Below are 20,108 nucleotides of genomic sequence, written 5' to 3' on the forward strand. Positions count from 1 at the left end.
TCCCCCACTTCCCGCGTGTTTTCAGGAAACACACAGGGAGCGGGATTACCTTTTATGCCCATTGAACCGATAGACTGAAAAATAAGCTTTGCCGCCTGAGTAGCGGGTCGGTAGAGGCCCGTGGCCTTTGAAGGAGAGTACTGGTTCATGAGTTCCAAGCCGCAGAGTACATCAACAGCGGATTCTGCGACCGCAGGTTTTGTTCCCGAGTACTCGGCGGATGCCCATAATGGCTCTGCGGAGCTTGCATCCTGTGGGCTGAGCACGGCCGAGGTTGAACGTGCCGTCGCAGCAGGGAAGGTAAACACACAGAACAATAAGTCTTCCCGCACCCTGTGGAGTATTATGCGGGCGCACCTGTTTACGGTGTTTAACCTGGTGCTGGGGCTGTGCGGGCTGGTCGTGATTCTGTACCAACGTTGGGCAGATTTGCTGTTCTTATTCGCGGTGGTAGCGAACGTCATTATTGGCTTTGTGCAGGAGTACAAGGCAAAACTTGAGCTTGACCGGATTTCTCTGCTGGATCGTGCCCCGGTGTCTGTGGTGCGTGACGGCAAGCTGTCCGAGGTCCCTATGGAGACCCTGGTTGAGGGCGACGTGGTGGTGCTCAAACGTGGAGACCAGGTGCCTGCAGATGCGGTGGTGCTGACCTCTGATTCGATGGAGCTGGATGAGTCTCTGCTCACCGGCGAGAATGACCCGATTGCTAAACGTCCTGGCGATATGGTCCTCTCAGCATCCAGTGTGTTGGCCGGTACCGGCCGCGTGCTGCTGCAGGCTGTGGGGGCTCAGTCGCGGGCGAGCAAAATCTCTGATGAGGCGCGCCAGTTCTCCCGCATCCAGTCTGAGCTGCGTGATGCGCTCGACCGCGTGGTGCGGTGGATTACTTTCGGCCTTGCCGTCATTATCCCGATCGTGCTGTGGGGCCAGGTGCGTGCCGCAGGTGGCCTTGAAGTTGTGAACCGTGATGGGCTATGGGAGAACGTCGCTATCGCGGTGGTCTCTTCGGTGGCGTCAATGATTCCGCAGGGGTTGGCGCTCATGACCACCCTGGCGTTCGCGGCGGCGGCGGTGGCGCTGGGACGTAAACACAATATTTTGGTGCAGGAGCAGCCAGCTGTTGAGGTGCTCGCCCGCGTGGATACGGTGTGCTTCGATAAGACTGGGACCCTGACTGAGGGCGGCGTGATTTTCGATTCGGTGCGCCCGTTGAGCACCCCGGCCCAGACCGAGGCACCGGAGGGCGACCAGTGGCGCGAGTCCTTGCCGAAGGGCTGGGATGAGGCGCTGGCATGGTTCGGTGCCGACGAGAACGCGAACCCTACAGCAAAAGCGCTCACCGGCGGTTTTGCGAATGCGCCTGCTGAGAAGACCAGCGGAGTGGTTCCGTTTTCTTCGGCGCTACGTTTTAGCGCGGTTGAGTTCACCTCATCAGGGGCGTGGCTGCTGGGCGCCCCCGAGGCGCTTTTGGATCAGGGCACTATTGAGCGTGAGCGCGCCGCTGAGCTGGCGTCTTTGGGGCTGCGCACTATGGTTTTGGCGCATGCCTCCGCAGTGGTGCGTAACGATGACGGCAACCCGGTGCAGCGCATACCGACCGATCACACGCCTGTGCTGTTCGTGATTTTCCGTGAGAATGTGCGCGCTGATGCCCCCGAGATTGTGGAGTATTTTGGGCGCCAGGGCGTAACCCTCAAAGTGTTCTCCGGTGACAACCCGTACACCGTGCAGGCAGCTGCGAAGACCGCCGGCATGGATATTTCTGCGGGCGCGATTGATGCCTCTACCCTGCCGGAAGACGGTCCCGAACTCGCCGAGGCTGCCGCAACCCATAATATCTTTGGCCGTGTTTCGCCTGAGCAGAAGAAGAACATGGTGATCTCGCTCAAAGAGCAAGGGCACGTCGTGGCAATGACCGGCGACGGTATTAACGATGCGCTTGCCCTCAAACACGCCAACCTTGGTATTGCGATGGGTAACGCGGCACCCGCGACGAAAGCCGTCTCGCGCCTGGTGCTTCTGGACGGCAAGTTCTCTTCACTTCCCGCCGCCTTGGAGCAAGGCCGCCAGGTGATTGCGAACATTGAAATGGTGGCGAACCTGTTCCTGACCAAGACGGGCTTTGCGATCCTGCTGGGTGTGGTCTTCGGTCTGATGGGCCTGATCTTCCCGTTCTTACCCCGCCAATACTCGACCGCGGATTTCCTGATTGTTGGGGCATCCTCTTTCGCGCTGGCACTGCTGCCGAATTCACGCCGCTATGTTCCGGGGTTTTTGCACCGTGTTCTGAACTATACGGTTCCGAACTCTATTATCGTGGTGGCGATGCTTCTGACCGTGAATTTGGCGGCGCTTCTGGTGTTCCCGGGAACCGATATGCGGCAGGTGCAGACTGCTTCTTTTATCACCCTGGTGATTATGGGATTGTGGAACCTTGCGGCAGTGGCTAGGCCGTTTAACAAGGCACGTATCCTGCTGTTTGGGGCGCTGCTTGCCGTATTCTTTGCGGCGTTATTGGTTCCGGTTTTGGTGCGGTACCACCAGTTTGAGGCTCCGTCGGCGCTATTGTTGTGGCTGTCGGTGGGTGCTGGTGTTTTAGGGGCGGTGCTGATTGAGGTGAATGCGCACCGCTCGCGCCGCTGGCAGAAGCGTCATTACCCAGACCTTGAGGTGGCGCCTCTGCGGTTCTTCCCGCAGAAGTAGCAACTGGGGCTTTGGTGAGCACGCCGTGTGTTTGTGCATCTTAGCGGGTGCACGGATGCACGGCGTGTCTGGATTTTGCCGCGCCTGTGGGTCTGTGTGTAGTTTTTGGTTCTTCTTGCTTTCTGAGGCAAAACCGATTACAGTACTGAATAAAACTTAAGGTTGTTTTGAACAGCCTTTAGCACAGGGTTGTTACTGGTTTGGCAGGCAAGACCTGAGTTACTCCGCTGCTGGGCGTATTTTACGTTGGTGGCACCCGTGTATTCGGGCACCCTTATACGGGTGTTGCGCACGGTGAAGGAGCTGACTCGGGTCTTTTTTGTTTTCCAGGTTGCATCTTTTGACAACAGCCCGCACAGACAATATCGCTAATTATCCAAGGGATGAACCGTGAAGAACCACGAGCTTGGCGAGAAGATTCTTCAGGGCCTAGGCGGCCCCGAGAATATCGCCCATTTTACGCACTGCGCAACACGTTTGCGTGTTACCCCATCTTCGAATGAGAAGGTGGACCGCACCAAGATTGAGAACCTGCCCGGGGTGCTGTCGATTATTGAGCAGTCTGGTCAGACTCAGGTGGTACTTGGTGACCGCGTTGAGGCGGTCTATAACGAGATGCTGACCTTACCGGGTATGAAGAACTTGGGTGAGGATGATGACTCCAAGGCTAAATCATCCGGCGGTAAAAAGGCTGGCTGGCTGACGAATGTTTTCGATGTGCTCTCCGATTCCTTCCGTCCCCTGCTGTGGGCGCTGTTGGGCACCTCCATGATTCTGACCCTGATCGTGTTCCTGCAGCAGTTCGGCTTCTTCGGTCAGTACACTGACCTGACCGGTCAGAGTGTGAACATCGATATTGTGAACGGGCCGCGCCTTTCTGATAAAGACGCCATTAAGGCGCTCGAAGCCGAATGGATGAAGCAGTTCGCTTTCTGGTATATCATCAAGGCGGCCGCGCTGTCGGTACTGAACTTCATGCCCATTATGCTTGGCGCAACCGCCGCAAAGCGTTTGGGCGCGAATATGTGGGTTGGCGCTGCTATTCCGGCGGCGCTGATGACCGGTACCTTCCAGAACCTCACCAAACTTGCTGACGAGCATACTAAGATGCTTGATGTGCCCATTATGGGCCTGCACCTGCCACTGTACGCCTATGATTACACCGGCCAGGTGTTCCCGCCCCTGCTGGCGGTTGCCCTCTTGGCACCTCTGGAGCGTCTGCTGAAGAAGATCATCCCGAATATGCTGCAGATGGTCTTCGTCCCCATGCTTTCCGTTATTATTCTGGTGCCCGTAACTGCCTTCGTGGTGGGCCCCATCGGTATTGGCGTGGCTATGGGCATCTCTGACTTCCTGAAGAATGTTAACGATGTAGCTCCGGGGGCTGTGGGTGCGCTGATCGCGGGTCTGTACCTGTTCATGGTGCCGCTGGGCCTGCACTGGCCGCTGAACGCCGTGATGATTAATAACCTGCAGACCTTGGGCACCGACTTCATCCAGTCCCCCATGGGCGCGTACAACTTCGCCGTCTTCGGCGCGGTCACCGGTGTTGCTATTCGGGCTTCACGGAATAAGGAGCTTCGCCAGACTGCGGTGGGTGCTTCTATGTCCGGTCTGCTCGGCGGTATTTCCGAGCCTTCCCTCTACGGTGTGGTTCTGCGCTACAAGCGGGTTATCCCCCTCATTCTGGTACCGGCTGTGGTCGGCGGTGCTACCATCTCACTGCTGGGGGTCAAGTCGCACGCTTTCGCCTTCACCTCGCTCCTGTCGATCCCCGCGATGCAGCCTTCCGCCCTGTATGCTCTGGGCTTGGCAATTGCTTTCTTCGGTGCAATGACCGGCGTGCTGCTGTTTGGGTATGAGTCGAGCTCAAAGAAAGACGGGCAGGCCGCTGCCGAGACCGGGTCTGAGGGTGAACCTAAGGCCGCTGGCGCCGATGAGTCAGACACCGCGAAAAAGACTGACACCGCAGCAGCAGCTGCCGCAAAGGCAGCCCCGGCAAAGCCTGCGGTTGAGTCCGGCACTGTGTATGAGCTGACTGCCCCCCTGGAGGGTAAGGCTGTGGCGCTGGAAGAGGTGCCTGACCCGGTATTTGCCTCAGGTAAGCTGGGTAAGGGTGTGGCCATTGAGCCGACCGGTACCGCCGTGGTGGCTCCGGCTGATGCAAAGGTGAGCGCCACTCTGCCGTCGGGCCACGCCGTGGGCCTGAAGTTCGAGAACGGTGTTGAGATGCTCGTTCATGTGGGCCTGGATACCGTTCAGCTTGACGGTAAAGGCTTTGAGGTGAAAGTTGCTAAGGGCGATTCCGTGAAGGCTGGCCAAGAGCTGCTGACCTTTGACCCGGCCGTCATTAAAGAGGCGGGCTATCCGCTCATCACCCCGGTACTGATCACGAATACGAATAAGTTCGCCGATGTTGAGGGCTTGCCTGGCGCAGCAACGCCTGAGTCTACAGTTATTCGGGTGACTACAAAGTAGCCCTACGGACCCGATAAAAGCCCCCGCCTTCCCCTACCGTTGGGGAGGGCCGGGGGCTTTTTCTGTTTTTACTAGGCCTTGTGAAGCACCCAGAGAATCGATAACCGAATGTGCAGTAAATCCTTATCATATCGCAGCCGAGGTTCCCACCTCACACAACGCAGGATACGGAAGTGCTTGTGCCGCACGGGGTTGGTTTACAAGGTGTTATTCGTGGGTGGAGATCGTTCAAGAAATCCCAGAAGGTCGCTAGTGCCCTCCTTAGAATATAATGGCCCACTATAAAGCGGGGTCCCACCATGTACACATGGTGGAACCCCGCTTGGCCGGTTTTAGGTGCTTAGCCTAAAGGCTACTTCTCCCAACCAGCGTTAATCCATACATCCGGGTCATATGCAGAAGTAGCAAACAGGCGAGGCCCGTAGTTTGCCAACCCCTTCTTGCACGCCTGGTAGTTGGGGCCGTTAGAGACAGGGATGTAGATAGCGACCTCAGCGAGGTGACGCTTCTCCAGCTCGGTTGCTATCTCAAGCTGTTTCTTATAATCTTCCGTAGCCATCATCTTATCGGCAAGGGAATCGAGTTCTTTACCGTGTCCGTTATTAATCTCGGACCGGTAGAAATAGTACGCGGAATCTACCGGGTTGGTGGTGATGCCGTACCCGGCAGACTTAATACCGTAGGACCTTTCGGTTGAGACCTTCGTCAGCTCAGAATTGGCACGATTCACTATCTTCAGCTCAATACCGATCTTCTTCATCTGATCCGAGAAGAACTGTGAGGTCGTCTTGACGTCTTGGTCATCCCCAAAGGTGAACAGCTCGTACGACGCTTTCTTGCCGTCCTTAGCGTAGAAATCGCCGTCCTTCTTATAGCCAGCGTCCTCCAGGATTTTCTTTGCCACGTCCTCACCAATCTCCGTGGGGTAGCTGTCCTTGTAGCCTTCCTGCAGGGGCAGGAAGCACATAGACCCGGGGGCTTTCTCGTTCCACCCGATCTTTTCGAATCGGATCTTCTGAATCTGCTCACGGTTAATACCCGCCACAATTGCTTTGCGGACGGGCAGCGGAATCTTATCCGGGTTAAGTTCATAGTCTGAAACACCCAGCGCAGTACCCTTACGGATATCAATATTTGACATCTTTGATACATCGGCGTAGACATTATGCGAGCTGGCAGAAATTACGTCAATTTCGCTGTTCTTGAATGCTGCCAAAGAGGCTGCCTCACCCAGAGAACGAATAGAGATTTTCTCCAGCAGAGGCTTCTGCCCCCACCACTTATCGTTCCGTGTCAAGATCAAGGAGTTCTGAGAAACATCCCAGTTCTCAACCTTAAAAGGCCCTGCCCAGTACTTATCGAGAGGCTTGTCGACGAGCCCGTCATTAAAAAGCTTCTTATCCACCAGCGCAGGGTGAATAAAGGTGGAAATAACGAATCCCCCGTCAATAGGATAGTAGGGCTTTTCCATAGTGACCTTGACCGAGAACTTGTCACCGTTCTCTTCAACGCTCTTTACCTGCTTCCACATGGGAGCGTCGGTTACCTGGTATTCACCAGCAGGGGCTGTAAAGATCCTGTGGGCTGCACGCACCGATTCAATGTCAATGGGGGTACCATCGTTGAACTTTGCCTTGGGGTTGATCTTGAAGGTAACGGTTTGAACGCCGTTCTTAGTTTCAGCCTTGTACTCCGTAATGTAATCAGTGTTTAAGCTGGGCTTACCCGTATAGTCATACTTGTACCCGCCAGCGTACGCTGAGTTCATAGCGGCTTGGATAGCGATGGCGCCTGAAGTATAGCCGTTGGTGTTGAAGGGGTTAAAATTTTTAGGGATTCCCTCGAAAGCAAGACGTAGCTCGCCGCCTTCTTTGAGTTCCGAACGGTCTTTGGGGTTAAATGATACGGCCTTCGAGATATCGTCCCCAGCACCAAGCGCAGAGTTAGTCTCGTTCTTTTTATTACCACCGCATGCGGCAAGCAAACCGACGGTTCCCAGCGCAACCGCGCCGGTGAGCAGGGTGCGCCGATTGAGTGACATGTTCGTCATCGAATCTCCTAGCGTTCGAAATAGGGCAAGGCATCTGCTAGCTACTTTGAGCCTGTCATCATTGAGGACACAGATAGCCTGATGTGGGGCGGGGTGCCCCAAAGAAGTAGAGTTCTTGGAGTTAATTATAGCGGCAATTTTAGCCGTAAAGTGACCTGTGGCGCACACAGGCTGCCGATTTATTCACACAACCATGCATATCTTAAGGGCATAAAATACGCTTTACTGTGTTTTGGTTTGTTTAAGAAACTTTTTTCTTAATGTTTACTTTAGGTTCATAGCAAGGCGCATATTAATATACCGTATGGGTCGCACACCGCTGTTCACACGGCACTGAGAGGCCCCTCCCGCCAGAAGCTAATGAGAGTAGCTTCGGTGATTTTGGAATGAAACAATGTGGAACCGCATCCGCACCAATGGGCTGCACCTCAGTAACTGCTAGCTGCCTAAAGGTTAAACCTGTAGGAGCGGACTGCTTCTATGGGTGAAGAGCCCGCCCCTACAGGAAAAGCAATACACAGCTTGTTACTTGAGCCAACCGACCTTTTCCCATTCAATGGGTTTGAAAAGGGTAGGCCCGTAGTTCGCCAGTTCTTTCTTGCACACCATCAGGTCGGGGCCGTTAAACACCGTGCCGATGGTCGAGACCTCAGCCATGTGCTTCTTCTCAATCTGGTTGCACATCTTGTTCCGCTCCGCGTCGTCTTTAATGACCGCCATCTTTTCGATCATTGCGTCGATCTCGGCATTACCCACACCGTCGTTCTCTTTAGAGTAGTAGAACTGCTTGGTGGCAGCGGTGCCATCCGCGCCGCTGAGGCTAAAGCCCGATACTATAATGTCGTACTCTTTAGAGCCGGTAACTTTCGAGAACTCCGCAGAACCGCGAGTTTCGACCTCAAAGTTAATGCCGATCTCCTTCATCGTCTGAGCGAAACTACGCGCCATGCTGCTCTTACTGGGGTCATCGCCAAACACGGTGATTTTATACCGCAGCTGCTTACCACCCTTAGCATAGTACTCGCCGTCCTTCGTGTATCCGGCTTCTTCTAAGAGCTTTTGGGCAGCAGATTTTGCGTCCCCATCTGCCTTCGGGAAATTATCCTCGTAATACTCCTCGAACGGTAGGTGCAACATTGAGCCGGATGGGTCTTCCTCGTACGGCAAATTCTGAAAGGCAATATTACTAAGAGCCTTCCGATCAATACCCAGGAAAATTGCTTTCCGCACTTTTGCATCTTCAATCCGCTTGGGGTTCAAATTCAGACCACCCGCATACAGCAGCTGACCTTTGCGCAACTCAGCATTCGCAGTATTTTTCAGTTCGGCATATGATGTGGAGGTGCGTGACTCAACCGCGTCTACTTCCCCGTTCTTAAAGGCAGCAACCTTCGCGCTTTCCTCCAAGCCCCGGAAGATCACCCGGTCAAGCACGGGCTTCTCGCCCCACCATTTCTCATTCGGCACCATAGTGAAGGTGTTCTCGGTAGAGTTCCAGCCTTTATCAGCCAGCTTAAACGGACCACACCCAAATTCAGGGTGCGGGTTATTCACAAACCCGTCATTGAAAACTTTCGGGTCTTCCATGCCGGGGTGGAAAATCGCATCGAACATCTCGTTTAACGGGTAGTATGGTTTGGCCATAGTGACCTTTACCTTAAAGTTACCCCCGTTGTTTTCGACGCTCTCAATATACTCATAGATACCTGAGCTGATGATATTGTAGTCACCGTCGGAACTCTTGCGTATCTTCCAGGTGGACTGCAACGCTTTGTAATCGATAGGGGTGCCATCGTTGAACTTTGCCTTGGGATTCAGCTCAATGTAAACGACGTCTTTACCACCCTCTTCTACAGGTTTGAAGGAGAGGGCAAAATCCTTATTCAGCTCGTATTTTCCTAGGTGCGTAATATTCCACAGTCCCGCTGCACGGATTGAGCTCATCACAATCTGCGTGTCGTAGGAATCTCCGCTTGTTGAATAGGTATTGAAATCCGGCCCAAGGGATCCCAGGGGGATACGCACCTCACCGCCCTGCTTCAAGTCAGACACCGGATGCGAATTGATATTGTACAGTTCCTCAGACTTAGCGTCTTTACCGGGCGCTTTAACCTTATCCTCTTTCTTCGAGCCGCCGCAGGCAGCTAACAGGCCCACGGTAGTCGTTGCGGCTGCAGCGCCCAGCAAGGTGCGGCGGTTGAAGATGTACTGCTTCTGCATAGCTATTGCCTCACGTCTACAAGTTCATTTGCTGCACCAAGTGCTCCGGTGCGTCACCCGGCTTATACGCTTTACGGGTTTGGACTTATCCAAAGTTAAGCTATAAGTTCAGGTTATATCTCAGTACCTTACACCCGCATTTTATGGTTGTGGCAGAAAAAGCAGATTTTGTGGGATATTTAACAGTGTATATGAATATTTATACGTAATATTCCTTTATTTACAATATTCATTGTATGCATATTTTGACTTTTCTGCCCTCCGGGCAACCGAAGAACCGCCTTCTTCCCGCACACACTTCTGCAGAAAGTACACGTTCAAGACACCACAAGAGGGTGTGATATTCCCAGAAAACGGGAAACCACACCCTCTATAAGATAGGGCTATTAGATGTTTACTTCAGCCAGCCAACCTTTGCCCAGTCGATATTGCTTTCGTCATAAAGGAAAGTGCCGTAATTTGCCAGCTTTTCCTTACACATTGTGTACAGAGGTCCGTTATACACAGTGCCCAGAGTGCACACTTCACTCATATGCTTCTTCTCAACCTCATTACACTTTTGGGCACGCTTCTGAGGGTCAGGCTCAACTAGAATTTTTTCGATCAGCTTATCAATCTCGGGGGTACCTACACCATCGTTATCCTTGGAATAGTAGAACTGTTGGGTTCCCGCCGTAGGTTCTGCACCCACGCTATAGCCCGAGAACGTAATATCATATTCCTTGTTGCTAATCACCTTGTTGAAGTTAAGACCAGCCTCAGGGTTCAGCTCAATGTGCAGTCCGATGTTCTTCATGATTTCGACGAAGTTCTGCCCAACATTTTTACTGGTGGGGTCATCACTGAAAACAGTTACACGGTACTCAAGCTTCTTACCGTCCTTTTCGTAGAAACCGTCAGATCCTTTGGTGTACCCAGCCTCCTCCAGGATCTTCTGGGCAGCAGCCTTACGATCGCCGCCTTCAGGTTTCGGGAAGTTATCCTCATACAACGGAGAGAACGGCATAAGAACCATTGAACCGGGAACATCTTCTTCGTAAGGAAGCCCCTGGAAGTTAACATTTGCCAGAGCCTGCCGGTCAGTGCCAACGAAAATTGCTTTACGGACCTTCGCATCCTTAATATGCTTTGGATTCAGATTCAGACCACCAGAGAACAAACGCTGTCCGCGACGAATCTGCGCCCCATTAGTATCCTTAAGTTCAGCATATGCGGTAGGAGTAGAGGCAACAACGGCATCGATTTCACCGTTCTTAAATGCCGCGCGAGAAGCGCCTGCCTCAAGCGCACGGAAAATAATACGGTCTAGAAGGGGCTTCTCACCCCACCATTTCTCGTTTGCTACCACCGTGAAAGTTTTAGATGAGGAATTCCATCCATCTTCTTTTACAGTGAACGGGCCCGAGCTGTACTCTGGGCGTGGCTTATCAACAAATCCTTTATTAAAGACCTCCGGATCTTCTAACGCAGGGTGTGCGATGTAAGCAAAAAGATCTTCAATCGGGTAGTAGGGATTCTTGAAGACAACCTGAATGACACCATCCTTGCCCTCAGGCTCAATGCTTTCAATGTGAGGGTAAGGCCCCGCTGTTACGATATTGTATTTACCACCGGGTTCCTGGTGGATCTTCCAGGTGGCACGCAATGCCTTAATATCGATGGGGGTACCATCATTAAATTTGGCCTTTGGGTTCATCTTAATAGCAACAGCTACTTTGTTGCCTTTCTTGCCAACCTCGAACTTCTCACAATAGTCCTTATCAAGTGTATACGCACCATCAGCAGTGACCTTATAAAGGCGAGCCGTACGCATGGTGCTAAGTACCTTGGCGGTAGAGTAGCTGCTACCGCTTTGACTCCATATATTGAAATCTGGCCCAATAGCGGTCACCGGAATACGGAGCTCTCCGCCCTGTTTCAAGTCGGACACCGGATGCGAATTGATGTTATACAGTTCCTCGGCTTTAGCCCCCTTACCGGGTGCTTTAACCTTATCTTCTTTCTTTGAACCTCCACCGCAGGCTGCCAGCAAGCCAATAGTAGTGACTGCTACAGCACCGCTCAACAGGGTGCGGCGGTTGAAGATATACTGCTTCTCCATAGCTATCGCCCAACTTTCACTAATGCACTCGTACCATCAAGTGCCTGATGAATCAACCAGATGCACGTTCTGTGTGCTGAACTACAGTACCTGGTCTTAGTCTAGTATCTTACACCACATTTTTGCTCTGAGGGAACAAGGATTGCATTTTAGTAGATAAAAAATATTCATTACGCATATATATTCACAAGAATCCTGTTTTATCAGCATTTATGATGTAATTATTGCTGCTTTGTGGTGCTCGCAGCGGGCCTAAGGAACGCTCAATCATCGTCACAGCACCATCATTTCTGTGCGTCTCCTCCCTTCTCAGGCTGAAAACGCACCGAGGGGCGACCACCAGATGGTGGCCGCCCCTCGGCTCACATGCGGCTTACGACAAAGCCGACTCTAAAGCTACGCCGCCTGAGCAACGTCCTCAGGAGATACCTGAGAAACGCCCTCGGGGAAGTAGCAAGCATATGCGTGGTCCTGACCTTCGATAGGCTCAAGCTCAGGCAGTTTCTCAAGGCACACCTTCTGCTTATCCTCAGGCAACAGCTTGAAGACAGGGCAACGGCTAGAGAATCCACAGCCCACCGGCGCGTTCACTGGAGTCGGCAAATCGCCTTCCAGCATGGTGCGCTCACGCTTCGCCTCAACCTCTGGGTCTGGCACAGGGATAGCCGACAGCAAAGCCTTGGTATACGGGTGAACCGGGTTATCGAACACCTCATCCACGCTACCAATCTCAACAATGCGCCCCAGGTACATGACCGCAACACGATCAGAGGCGTGGCGGATCACCGCAAGGTCATGGGCCACCATCAGGTAGCTGAGCCCCAGCTCGGCACGGAGCTTCTCCAGCAGGTTAATAACACCTGCCTGCACTGAGACGTCCAGCGCCGAAACAGGCTCGTCCAATACCACCAGTTTGGGGTTCACCGCCAGCGCACGGGCAATACCGATACGCTGACGCTGACCGCCAGAGAACTGGTTCGGGAAGCGGTTCACATGGTCTGGCTGTAGACCCACAGTCCGCATCAGCTCAATCACGCGCTTCTTAATATCCGCACGTTTCATCCCCTGGTTTTCAAGGGGCTCAGCGAGCACCTCGTACACCGTAAAACGCGGATCCAGTGCTCCGGTGGGATCCTGGAACACCATCTGCTGGTTCTTACGCAGTTTCAGGATCTCATTAGCCGACTTACTATCCTTCGTGGAGGTGCCGTTAATCAGGATCTCGCCGTCAGTGTTCTTGCTGAACTCCATGATTTCCAGCAGGGTGGTAGTCTTACCGCACCCCGACTCGCCCACAATAGAGAAGCACTCGCCTTCACGGATATCGAAGGTAACGCCGTTAACCGCTTTCACGGTGCCCACACGTTTCTTAATAAGTGAGCCCTTCATGAGCGGGAAGTGTTTCTTCACGTTGCGTACCTCAAGCACCGGAACACGCTCTTCACGCGGAACACCGTCAAACTTCGACACGGGGGTCTCAGGGATCGAGTACAGCTCATCAGCTGTCTTACTGATCAGATCCTGGGATATGCTGCACGATGATAGGTGCCCCTCACCCGCGCCGTCAAGCGGCATCAGCTCGGGCTCGCCAGCCTCATCCTTACAGCACTGGCCCCCACTTTTAGCCACAGGGCAGCGGTCGCGGAACGAACAACGCTCCACCGGGTTAATCAGGTTCGGCGGGGTGCCCTCAATCGGCACCAGCGACATCTTCTGCGAACGGTCTACACGTGGGACCGCACCCAGCAGGCCAATGGTGTACGGGTGGCTGGGGTACTTATACAGGTCCTCGGCCTTCGCGATTTCCACCGGTTTACCCGCGTACATCACCAGAATATCGTCCGCCATACCGGCAACGACACCCAGGTCGTGGGTAATCATAATGGTTGCTGCGCCCGTTTCGTCCTGCGCCTTATCTATCACCTCAAGCACCTGCGCCTGAATGGTCACATCCAGTGCAGTGGTGGGCTCATCGGCGATCAGAACACGCGGGTCATTCGCAATAGCCATTGCAATCATAATGCGCTGGCGCATACCGCCCGAAAACTCGTGCGGGTACGAACGCAGACGATCTGCCGGGGAAGGAATACCCACCAGACGCATCAGCTCGATCGAGCGATCTTTAATCGCCTGCTTGCTCATGCCCTTATTGTGGATCTTCAGGACCTCGGCGATCTGCTGCCCAATGGTATACACCGGGGTGAGCGATGAGAGCGGGTCCTGAAAAATCATGGAGATGTGCTTGCCACGGTACTCACACATTTCCTTATCGCTCAGCCCCAACAGCTCGTTGCCGTTGTACTTAATAGACCCGGTAATATCAGCTGTTGTAGGGTGCAGGCCCATAATCGCCATTGATGCGACCGACTTGCCCGAACCGGATTCACCCACGATACCGAGGGTTTTACCGGCATACAAGTCAAAATTCACGCCGCGTACCGCGTGCACCACGCCGTTTTCGGTATTGAAACGGACGTTGAGGTCTTTGACACTCAGAACGGGAGAGATGCTCATGAGTTCTTTACCTCCTCTTTCTTGGCCTCAGACTCCGAAGCATCGGGTTCTGCTGTGGTGAGGGACTCAGCCGGTTTTACGGTTTCGACCTTCTTAGCTTTCTTGTTTTTCTTCTCTTTCTTAATCGAACCGACAGACATGGAGGTCGGGTCGAAGGCATCACGCAAACCGTCGTTCATGAACGCCAACGGGGCCACAATGAGGAAGAAGAAAATAATGGGGAACCAGAACATGTGCGGCAGAGTATTAATCTGTTGAGATGCCTCAGAAATGAGTGAACCCAATGAGTAGTTGGGGTAACGGATACCGATACCAATGAAGGAGTAAACAACCTCAGCCAGCACAGCGTACATAATGCCACGCGTAAATTCGAGCACCAGCAGCGAACCAATATTCGGGATGAGGTGGCGCATCACAATTTTGAATGGATGAACACCCATATAACGAGCGCCCTTGACGTAGTCACGCCCAATCAAAGACTGGCCCATTGCACGAATCAGACGAGCCGGGGACATCCAGTTAAAGATAATGAGCACAGCAGAGAGCACGATCCACGCGGGAACATTTTTCTGGATCTCTTTACCGATACCACTGTTCATCGCAATTGCCAGAATCAGCAGCGAAGGAACCATAATCATGACTTCCAGAATGAAAAGCATGACTTTATCAATCCAACCGCCAAAGTACGCCATAATACAGCCGTACACTGCAGAAATAGCGATAGAGGTAGTGCCCACAACCACACCAATTAAGAGCGAAACACGAACACCCTCAACCATTTGGGCGTAGAGGTCGTTGCCAGCTGCGTTGGTGCCAAAGAAATGGGTAGTACTGGGCTCCTCCCCCAAAGCCAGATAGTCAATCTGGGTGGGAGTGTACGAGGTGAAGTACTGACCGAACATTCCGAACAGGAACATCAACACGAAAAGCCCCAGGCCAAACACCGCCAGCTTGTTCCGCATAAAACGGCGCAGAATAATGACCTTCTTATTGATGACTTTAAAGTCATCGCCTTTCACCACCGGAATGGCGTGAGTTTCAGTTACCTGGCTCATGAGATCCTCACTCGGGGGTCAACGATACTGGTGGCAATATCGGCAATAATAGCGCCGATGGCGAAGAGAACGGAACCGTAAGCCAACGTCGCGGTTGCGGCGTTCACGTCCTGCTGACTAATGGCGTCAATCGACCATTTACCAATACCGGGCCAAGCAAAGACTGTCTCGGCGAAGAAAGCACCGGCAAAAATCGCGGGTACCTGGTAGGCGATGGACTGTGCGACGGGAATAAACGACACACGCAGGGCATGGCGGGTAATCGCCTGGTTACGGGTCAAACCCTTCGCGCGTGCAGTACGGACAAAGTCGGCATTGACGTTATCCAAGAGGTACTGGCGCTGAGCGATCTGGTAGGCTGACCAGCCCAACACGGTCATACAGAAGGTGGGTACCGCGTAGTGTTCCGCCAAATCAATGGTGGTATTCCAGAAGCCCGTCACCCCGGGAGAGGAAATACCAGTTACGTAGAAAATGGTCTCCCCTGCGGACTGGTTAATCTGAATCGCAGCGGTCTGCACCAAAAAGTACGCCACAGGCGCGGGAATAATGTACACCAGGTAGGAGTAGCTGGTAATCACACGGTCAGAGAGCTTGTACTGGCGAGCTGCCGTGAATACGCCAAGTGCCACACCAATAACAATCGTCAAAATGGTTGCGGCAATCATCAGGCGGAAAGAAACCCAGACGCGCTGGCCGAATTCTTCGTTCACATACGCGCCGTTGGGGCTGCGGCCCCAATCGAATTTGGTCACAACATTGGTCAACCACTCGATATAACGGTCCCAAGCGCTTTTGCTCGGGTCAAGGCCTAAAGAGGCAAAGTTACGTTGAACCTGTTCTGGGGTCGGCCTGGGAATTTTTTCCTGTTCAAGCAGCGCAGGCTGAAGGGTAATAACCGCCGCGAAATAGCCCATCGTGGTAGTAATGAACACCATGACGAGATATGTGAGCGAGCGTTGGAGGACGTACCTAAACATGGGACGGCTCCCCTCCTCGAATATTCGGTGTCGTAGGCATGTGTGTAATGACTTCCAATGTCAAAATAACCCCGTGACTGTTGTCACTAGGATTACAGTTACTTTATCTTATATAGTCCTCTATCTATCCACCAAACCCACATTTGTGTTTTACACCGCCACCGCAGTGTTCGGAGGCTTCTTCGGGTGATGCAGCAACGATTTTCCCCACAGAACTAGCGGAGTTAAAAATTGTTACGAAAAATTTACACAATAATGCATATTGCGGGTTTTCGGCCGTCATAAAGCGTGTCTTAAGGTCCAAAACACCCCAAAAATCCACCGATTCCCACTTAAAAAAGGGAAAAACCACGACACTGTAACAGCATACCCCTTGAAATTTAGGAGAACCTAAGATATGGGAAGCCCCGTAAACTCTTCATCATCGGTGTAGGGCAGAGTCTACGGGGCTGTACTTCCCAGCAGTGAACTCAGAACCGGTTACGGTACTCGCTCGCAGCAGCACCGGTGCGGAGGGCACGAATATTGTGGGCGATCAGCTCCTCCGGGTTTACGGGGCGCCCACCGGCGGCATGCGGGGTAATCACGATATTCTTCGCATCCCAGAGAGGAGAATCGGAGGGGAGCGGTTCGGTTGCCGTCACGTCCAGTGCCGCACCCGCAATCGAGCCGGAGTTTAGGGCGGCGACGAGTGCATCCTCATCGACAGTGGTACCGCGCCCGACGTTAATCAGGTAGGCGCGCTTGGGCAGCAGCTGCAGCTTATGGGCATCGAGCGCTTTGAAGGTCGAATTGCTGGTGGGAAGCACCATCACGAGAATATCCGTAGTTGGCAGGTATTCATCGATCTGTTCGGTCGCAATCACCGGGAATCCGGATCGCTCCCCCGCACTCTGCGCAACGCCGGTTACGTTCGCGCCGAAAGCCTTGAAGAGCCGCGCTGTCTCTTGGCCAATCGAGCCGAATCCCCACACAAGCACATTGGCATCAAGCAGGGTTGTGACCTGGTCTTTCGGGTGAAGTTCCTGCGCGCCGCCGAGCTCCTCAGCCCAACGATGCTCGACCGTTGCCTGCGCCAGTGTCGGCAAGAAGCGCACGAAGTTCAGGGTCAGTGCGAGCGCATGTTCCGCAACGGTCTTCGAGTGCAGACCCACACCTGCGCAGATGGCGGCATCAGGGGTGAATCCCGCCGCGCGTACCGCATCTGGCCCCGCAAGAAGTGCCTGGATAAGCCCCACATTCTTCATACGGCGGGCGGAATCCGCGAGCTGATCGGCAGTATTCGCCCAGGCAATCAGAACTTCGGCATCGGTATCTTCCTCGGCGATAGGCTCCGTGGGGTTGTAGTGCCGCACAATATCGCCGGGTTCAAGCCCTAGTTTCTCTTCGTCGAGCGTAATTGAGGTAGGGAGCAGAATCTTCATAGGTCCTCCTGTGGATGGCGCATGCGGGCTGGCGTTCAGCGACGAAGGCGACCCGCATCCCGTGTGAGGGGGTTAACAGTTATTCCCCTCCAGCATAGCGTGAGAGGGGAATAACTGTATAGGGTTACCTAAGAAGCCGTTAGGGCTTGGTGCCGCGCGAAGGATCATCCGTATTCTTTTGTCCCTCGGTACGAAGCTCGGTTTTCGCCGGTGCATCGGATGTGCTATCAGCAAGTTCCGGGTCGATCACGGTGTGCGCTTCACCCTGCATTTTCTTCAGGCATTCGGCATCTTTCGCCGCCATTTCAGGCGTAATCACGGCGATAGCACCGGTTGCCGAACGCGCCACATCGGTGGTGGGGTGCGTTTCGATGGTGGTGGCGAGCGCGTCCTCACGGATGAAGAGAAGCAGAAGCGCAGAGATTAGCCCGAGCGGTGCCAGGTAGAGGAAAAGCGGGATCAGAGCGTCATTGTAGGCGTTCACGATAATGCCGTGAATCGGCTCGGGAATCCGGCTGACGAGCTCGGGAGTCAGGGAGGAGGTTCCGTGTTCCCCCGCCGAGGCTGCCGCTTGCGCGGGCAGGCGTTCACTGAGCAGGCTGCTCAGGCGTGAGGTAAACAGACCACCCACGAGCGATGCACCCACGGTTGAGCCGACCTGGCGGAAGAAGTTGTTTGCCGCGGTGGCGGTTCCTACGACGGTGACGGGGAAGGCGTTTTGCACGATGAGGGTGAGGAACTGCATCGACATGCCTAGGCCCGCACCCATGACCGCCATGTAGCTGCAGAAGATCCAGGTGGGGGTGCTCGGGGTGATGGTGGAGATGAGGTAGAGCCCGAGCGCCACGAGTGCGGTGCCGGTGACCACGTATGCCTTGTATTTGCCGCGTGCGGAGACCAGTCGCCCGGTAATAATGGAGACCACGAGCAGGGCGCCCATGAGGGGAATCATGAGCAGACCCGCCACGGTTGCGCTCACGCCCAGGGACATTTGCAGGTAGGTGGGGATGTACTCGACGGCCCCGAACATGGCAACACCGAGGGCGAGAGATGCGCCCAGGGTGAGCAGGAAGTTGCGGTTGGTGAAGAGGTACATGGGCATGATCGGCTCTGCGGCGCGGTTTTCAACCGGGATGAAGATCAGAACCGCGACGACGGATGCGATGAGAAGCCCAATAATCTGCGGGGAGTTCCAGGCGTACTGGTTGCCGCCCCAGATGGTGGCGAGCACGAGCGCACTGGTTCCTGCCATGAGAATAATACTGCCCAGGTAGTCGATCTGCCGCTTTTCGCGGTCTTTGAGCGCGGTGTGCGGGAGCAGGAAAATGACGGCAAAGATTGCCAGTATGGCAAGCGGCAGGTTAAGCCAGAATGCCCAACGCCAGCCGGGACCCTCGGTGATCCACCCGCCGATGAGCGGCCCAGCAACCGAGGAGAAGGCGAAGACACCGCCGATAATACCCATATATTTACCGCGTTCGCGGGCGGGGATCACATCTGCGACCACGGATTGGGAGAGAATCATGAGGCCGCCACCGCCGACTCCCTGGAGCGCGCGGGCGACGATCAGCCAGGTCATATCGGGAGCGAGCGCACCGATGATAGATCCCGTCATGAAGGAGAGGATGGCAAAAATCAGGAAGGGTTTACGCCCGAACTGGTCGGAGAGTTTGCCGTACACCGGCATGGTGATGGTGGAGAGCAGGATGAAGGTGGCAATCACCCAGCTCATATGCTCCACGCCATGCAGTTCGCCCACAATGGTCGGCAGGGAGGGCGCGAGGATGGTTTGGTTCAGTGCCGACATGAGCATCACGATGACCAGGCCGGAGAACATGAGCGCTATTTGATGTTTTTTAGCTTCAGCCGTGGCGGCTTCAGCGGGTTTGTCTGAGTGCGACGTCATTCCTAGTTTTCCTTCAGCAGGGCTTGAAAAGTTTTGACGGTGTTGTGGATGCGCCGCTCGACCTCGTTGTCGTCGGCAATATCCTTGGCGAAGTGCAGCTGCCGCAGCACCGCGGATGCAAGCTGGACTGTGGCACGGGTGCGTTCTTCGGCAGTTTCTGTCAGCGGCATATTTTCGGGGCGGGTTATCAAAGGGCCGCGCCTTCCTGCGGCATTGAAGGCATCCCAATCGACGGTATTGAGGTAGTCGATGAGCACCTGTTCGCAGTTGATATGGTGCACCTTCAGCCGGTGCCTGAATTCGGGGAATTCGTCGATGCGCTCCCGGAATTTCGCGTGATTGGCAAAGTTGAAGCTGTGCCGCACGATGTACAGCAGCAGATGGGTGATACGCACGATGAGGTTGTCGTTCTCGTGCGCCCGGTCGCTGGCGAGCAGCTCGTCGGTGATGGCGGGGGCGCGCAGGCCGAGCACCGCATCCTCTTTAGTTCCGAAGTAGTTGAAGAAGGTGCGGGGCGAGATTCCGGCTTCCGCCGCGATGTCTTCGACGGTACTGCCGCGCATGCCGTGCTGGCGGGCTAAGCGCAGGGCGGTTTCGTGAATGTTCACCCAGGTGCGTTCACGGCGGCGTTCACGCAGGCTTGTCTCGGTGCGACTCGGCTCAGATTTTTGCATAAC

11 protein-coding genes are annotated in these 20,108 nt (G+C 54.3%); 2 read left to right on the plus strand and 9 right to left on the minus strand.

The annotated features are described in order from the left end of the window. Nucleotides 1-147: 147 nt before the first annotated feature. Together I6I94_RS04660 and I6I94_RS04665 are read left to right on the plus strand one after the other, a co-directional pair. Complete coding sequence (locus I6I94_RS04660; protein ID WP_128087431.1) at nucleotides 148-2,703, plus strand: HAD-IC family P-type ATPase; 2,556 nt, start codon at nucleotides 148-150, stop codon at nucleotides 2,701-2,703. 390 nt (nucleotides 2,704-3,093) lie between these two features. Then, nucleotides 3,094-5,181, plus strand: a complete 2,088-nt coding sequence (locus I6I94_RS04665) for a glucose PTS transporter subunit IIA (RefSeq protein WP_128087430.1) — start codon at nucleotides 3,094-3,096, stop codon at nucleotides 5,179-5,181. A 352-nt stretch (nucleotides 5,182-5,533) separates the two neighbouring features. Here the strand turns inward: I6I94_RS04665 and I6I94_RS04670 are convergent, their stop codons facing one another. The 9 genes from I6I94_RS04670 to I6I94_RS04710 all read right to left on the minus strand — a co-directional run bounded on the left by I6I94_RS04670 (nucleotide 5,534) and on the right by I6I94_RS04710 (nucleotide 20,105). Next, nucleotides 5,534-7,231, minus strand: a complete 1,698-nt coding sequence (locus tag I6I94_RS04670) for an ABC transporter family substrate-binding protein (RefSeq protein ID WP_201620942.1) — start codon at nucleotides 7,229-7,231, stop codon at nucleotides 5,534-5,536. Between the two features lie 525 nt (nucleotides 7,232-7,756). After that, entirely contained in the window at nucleotides 7,757-9,451 is a 1,695-nt protein-coding gene (locus I6I94_RS04675; RefSeq protein WP_201620943.1) for an ABC transporter family substrate-binding protein, read from the minus strand. Nucleotides 9,452-9,845: 394 nt separating this feature from the next. Further along, a complete protein-coding gene (locus tag I6I94_RS04680; RefSeq protein WP_037235966.1) occupies nucleotides 9,846-11,552 on the minus strand; it encodes an ABC transporter family substrate-binding protein in 1,707 nt (568 codons plus the stop codon). A gap of 396 nt (nucleotides 11,553-11,948) precedes the next feature. After that, nucleotides 11,949-14,066 (minus strand): ABC transporter ATP-binding protein, encoded by a 2,118-nt coding sequence (locus I6I94_RS04685; RefSeq protein ID WP_128087429.1) that lies wholly within the window; start codon nucleotides 14,064-14,066, stop codon nucleotides 11,949-11,951. Beyond that, nucleotides 14,063-15,121, minus strand: a complete 1,059-nt coding sequence (locus I6I94_RS04690) for an ABC transporter permease (protein ID WP_128087428.1) — start codon at nucleotides 15,119-15,121, stop codon at nucleotides 14,063-14,065. Before I6I94_RS04690 ends, I6I94_RS04685 begins: the two co-directional genes overlap by 4 nt. After that, nucleotides 15,118-16,101, minus strand: a complete 984-nt coding sequence (locus tag I6I94_RS04695; protein WP_201620944.1) for an ABC transporter permease — start codon at nucleotides 16,099-16,101, stop codon at nucleotides 15,118-15,120. The genes I6I94_RS04690 and I6I94_RS04695 overlap by 4 nt, the downstream gene beginning before the upstream one ends. Nucleotides 16,102-16,571: 470 nt before the next feature. Continuing rightward, a complete protein-coding gene (locus I6I94_RS04700) occupies nucleotides 16,572-17,525 on the minus strand; it encodes a phosphoglycerate dehydrogenase (protein WP_128087427.1) in 954 nt (317 codons plus the stop codon). A gap of 139 nt (nucleotides 17,526-17,664) precedes the next feature. Further along, nucleotides 17,665-19,431 carry an MDR family MFS transporter gene (locus I6I94_RS04705; protein ID WP_128087426.1) on the minus strand — a complete coding sequence of 589 codons (1,767 nt, stop codon included), beginning with the start codon at nucleotides 19,429-19,431 and terminating at the stop codon, nucleotides 17,665-17,667. 2 nt (nucleotides 19,432-19,433) lie between these two features. Further along, a complete protein-coding gene (locus I6I94_RS04710; RefSeq protein ID WP_236588947.1) occupies nucleotides 19,434-20,105 on the minus strand; it encodes a TetR/AcrR family transcriptional regulator in 672 nt (223 codons plus the stop codon). Nucleotides 20,106-20,108 lie beyond the last annotated feature (3 nt).

The sequence above is a fragment of the Rothia aeria genome, from assembly GCF_016726365.1.
GTDB lineage: Bacteria > Actinomycetota > Actinomycetes > Actinomycetales > Micrococcaceae > Rothia > Rothia aeria.

Coding starts and splice junctions, on each gene's coding strand:
- I6I94_RS04660 (WP_128087431.1), top strand. CDS start 148: ATGAGTTCCAAGCCGCAGAGTACATCAACAGCGGATTCTGCGACCGCA.
- I6I94_RS04670 (WP_201620942.1), bottom strand. CDS start 7,231: ATGACGAACATGTCACTCAATCGGCGCACCCTGCTCACCGGCGCGGTT.
- I6I94_RS04675 (WP_201620943.1), bottom strand. CDS start 9,451: ATGCAGAAGCAGTACATCTTCAACCGCCGCACCTTGCTGGGCGCTGCA.
- I6I94_RS04680 (WP_037235966.1), bottom strand. CDS start 11,552: ATGGAGAAGCAGTATATCTTCAACCGCCGCACCCTGTTGAGCGGTGCT.
- I6I94_RS04685 (WP_128087429.1), bottom strand. CDS start 14,066: ATGAGCATCTCTCCCGTTCTGAGTGTCAAAGACCTCAACGTCCGTTTC.
- I6I94_RS04690 (WP_128087428.1), bottom strand. CDS start 15,121: ATGAGCCAGGTAACTGAAACTCACGCCATTCCGGTGGTGAAAGGCGAT.
- I6I94_RS04695 (WP_201620944.1), bottom strand. CDS start 16,101: ATGTTTAGGTACGTCCTCCAACGCTCGCTCACATATCTCGTCATGGTG.
- I6I94_RS04700 (WP_128087427.1), bottom strand. CDS start 17,525: ATGAAGATTCTGCTCCCTACCTCAATTACGCTCGACGAAGAGAAACTA.
- I6I94_RS04705 (WP_128087426.1), bottom strand. CDS start 19,431: ATGACGTCGCACTCAGACAAACCCGCTGAAGCCGCCACGGCTGAAGCT.
- I6I94_RS04710 (WP_236588947.1), bottom strand. CDS start 20,105: ATGCAAAAATCTGAGCCGAGTCGCACCGAGACAAGCCTGCGTGAACGC.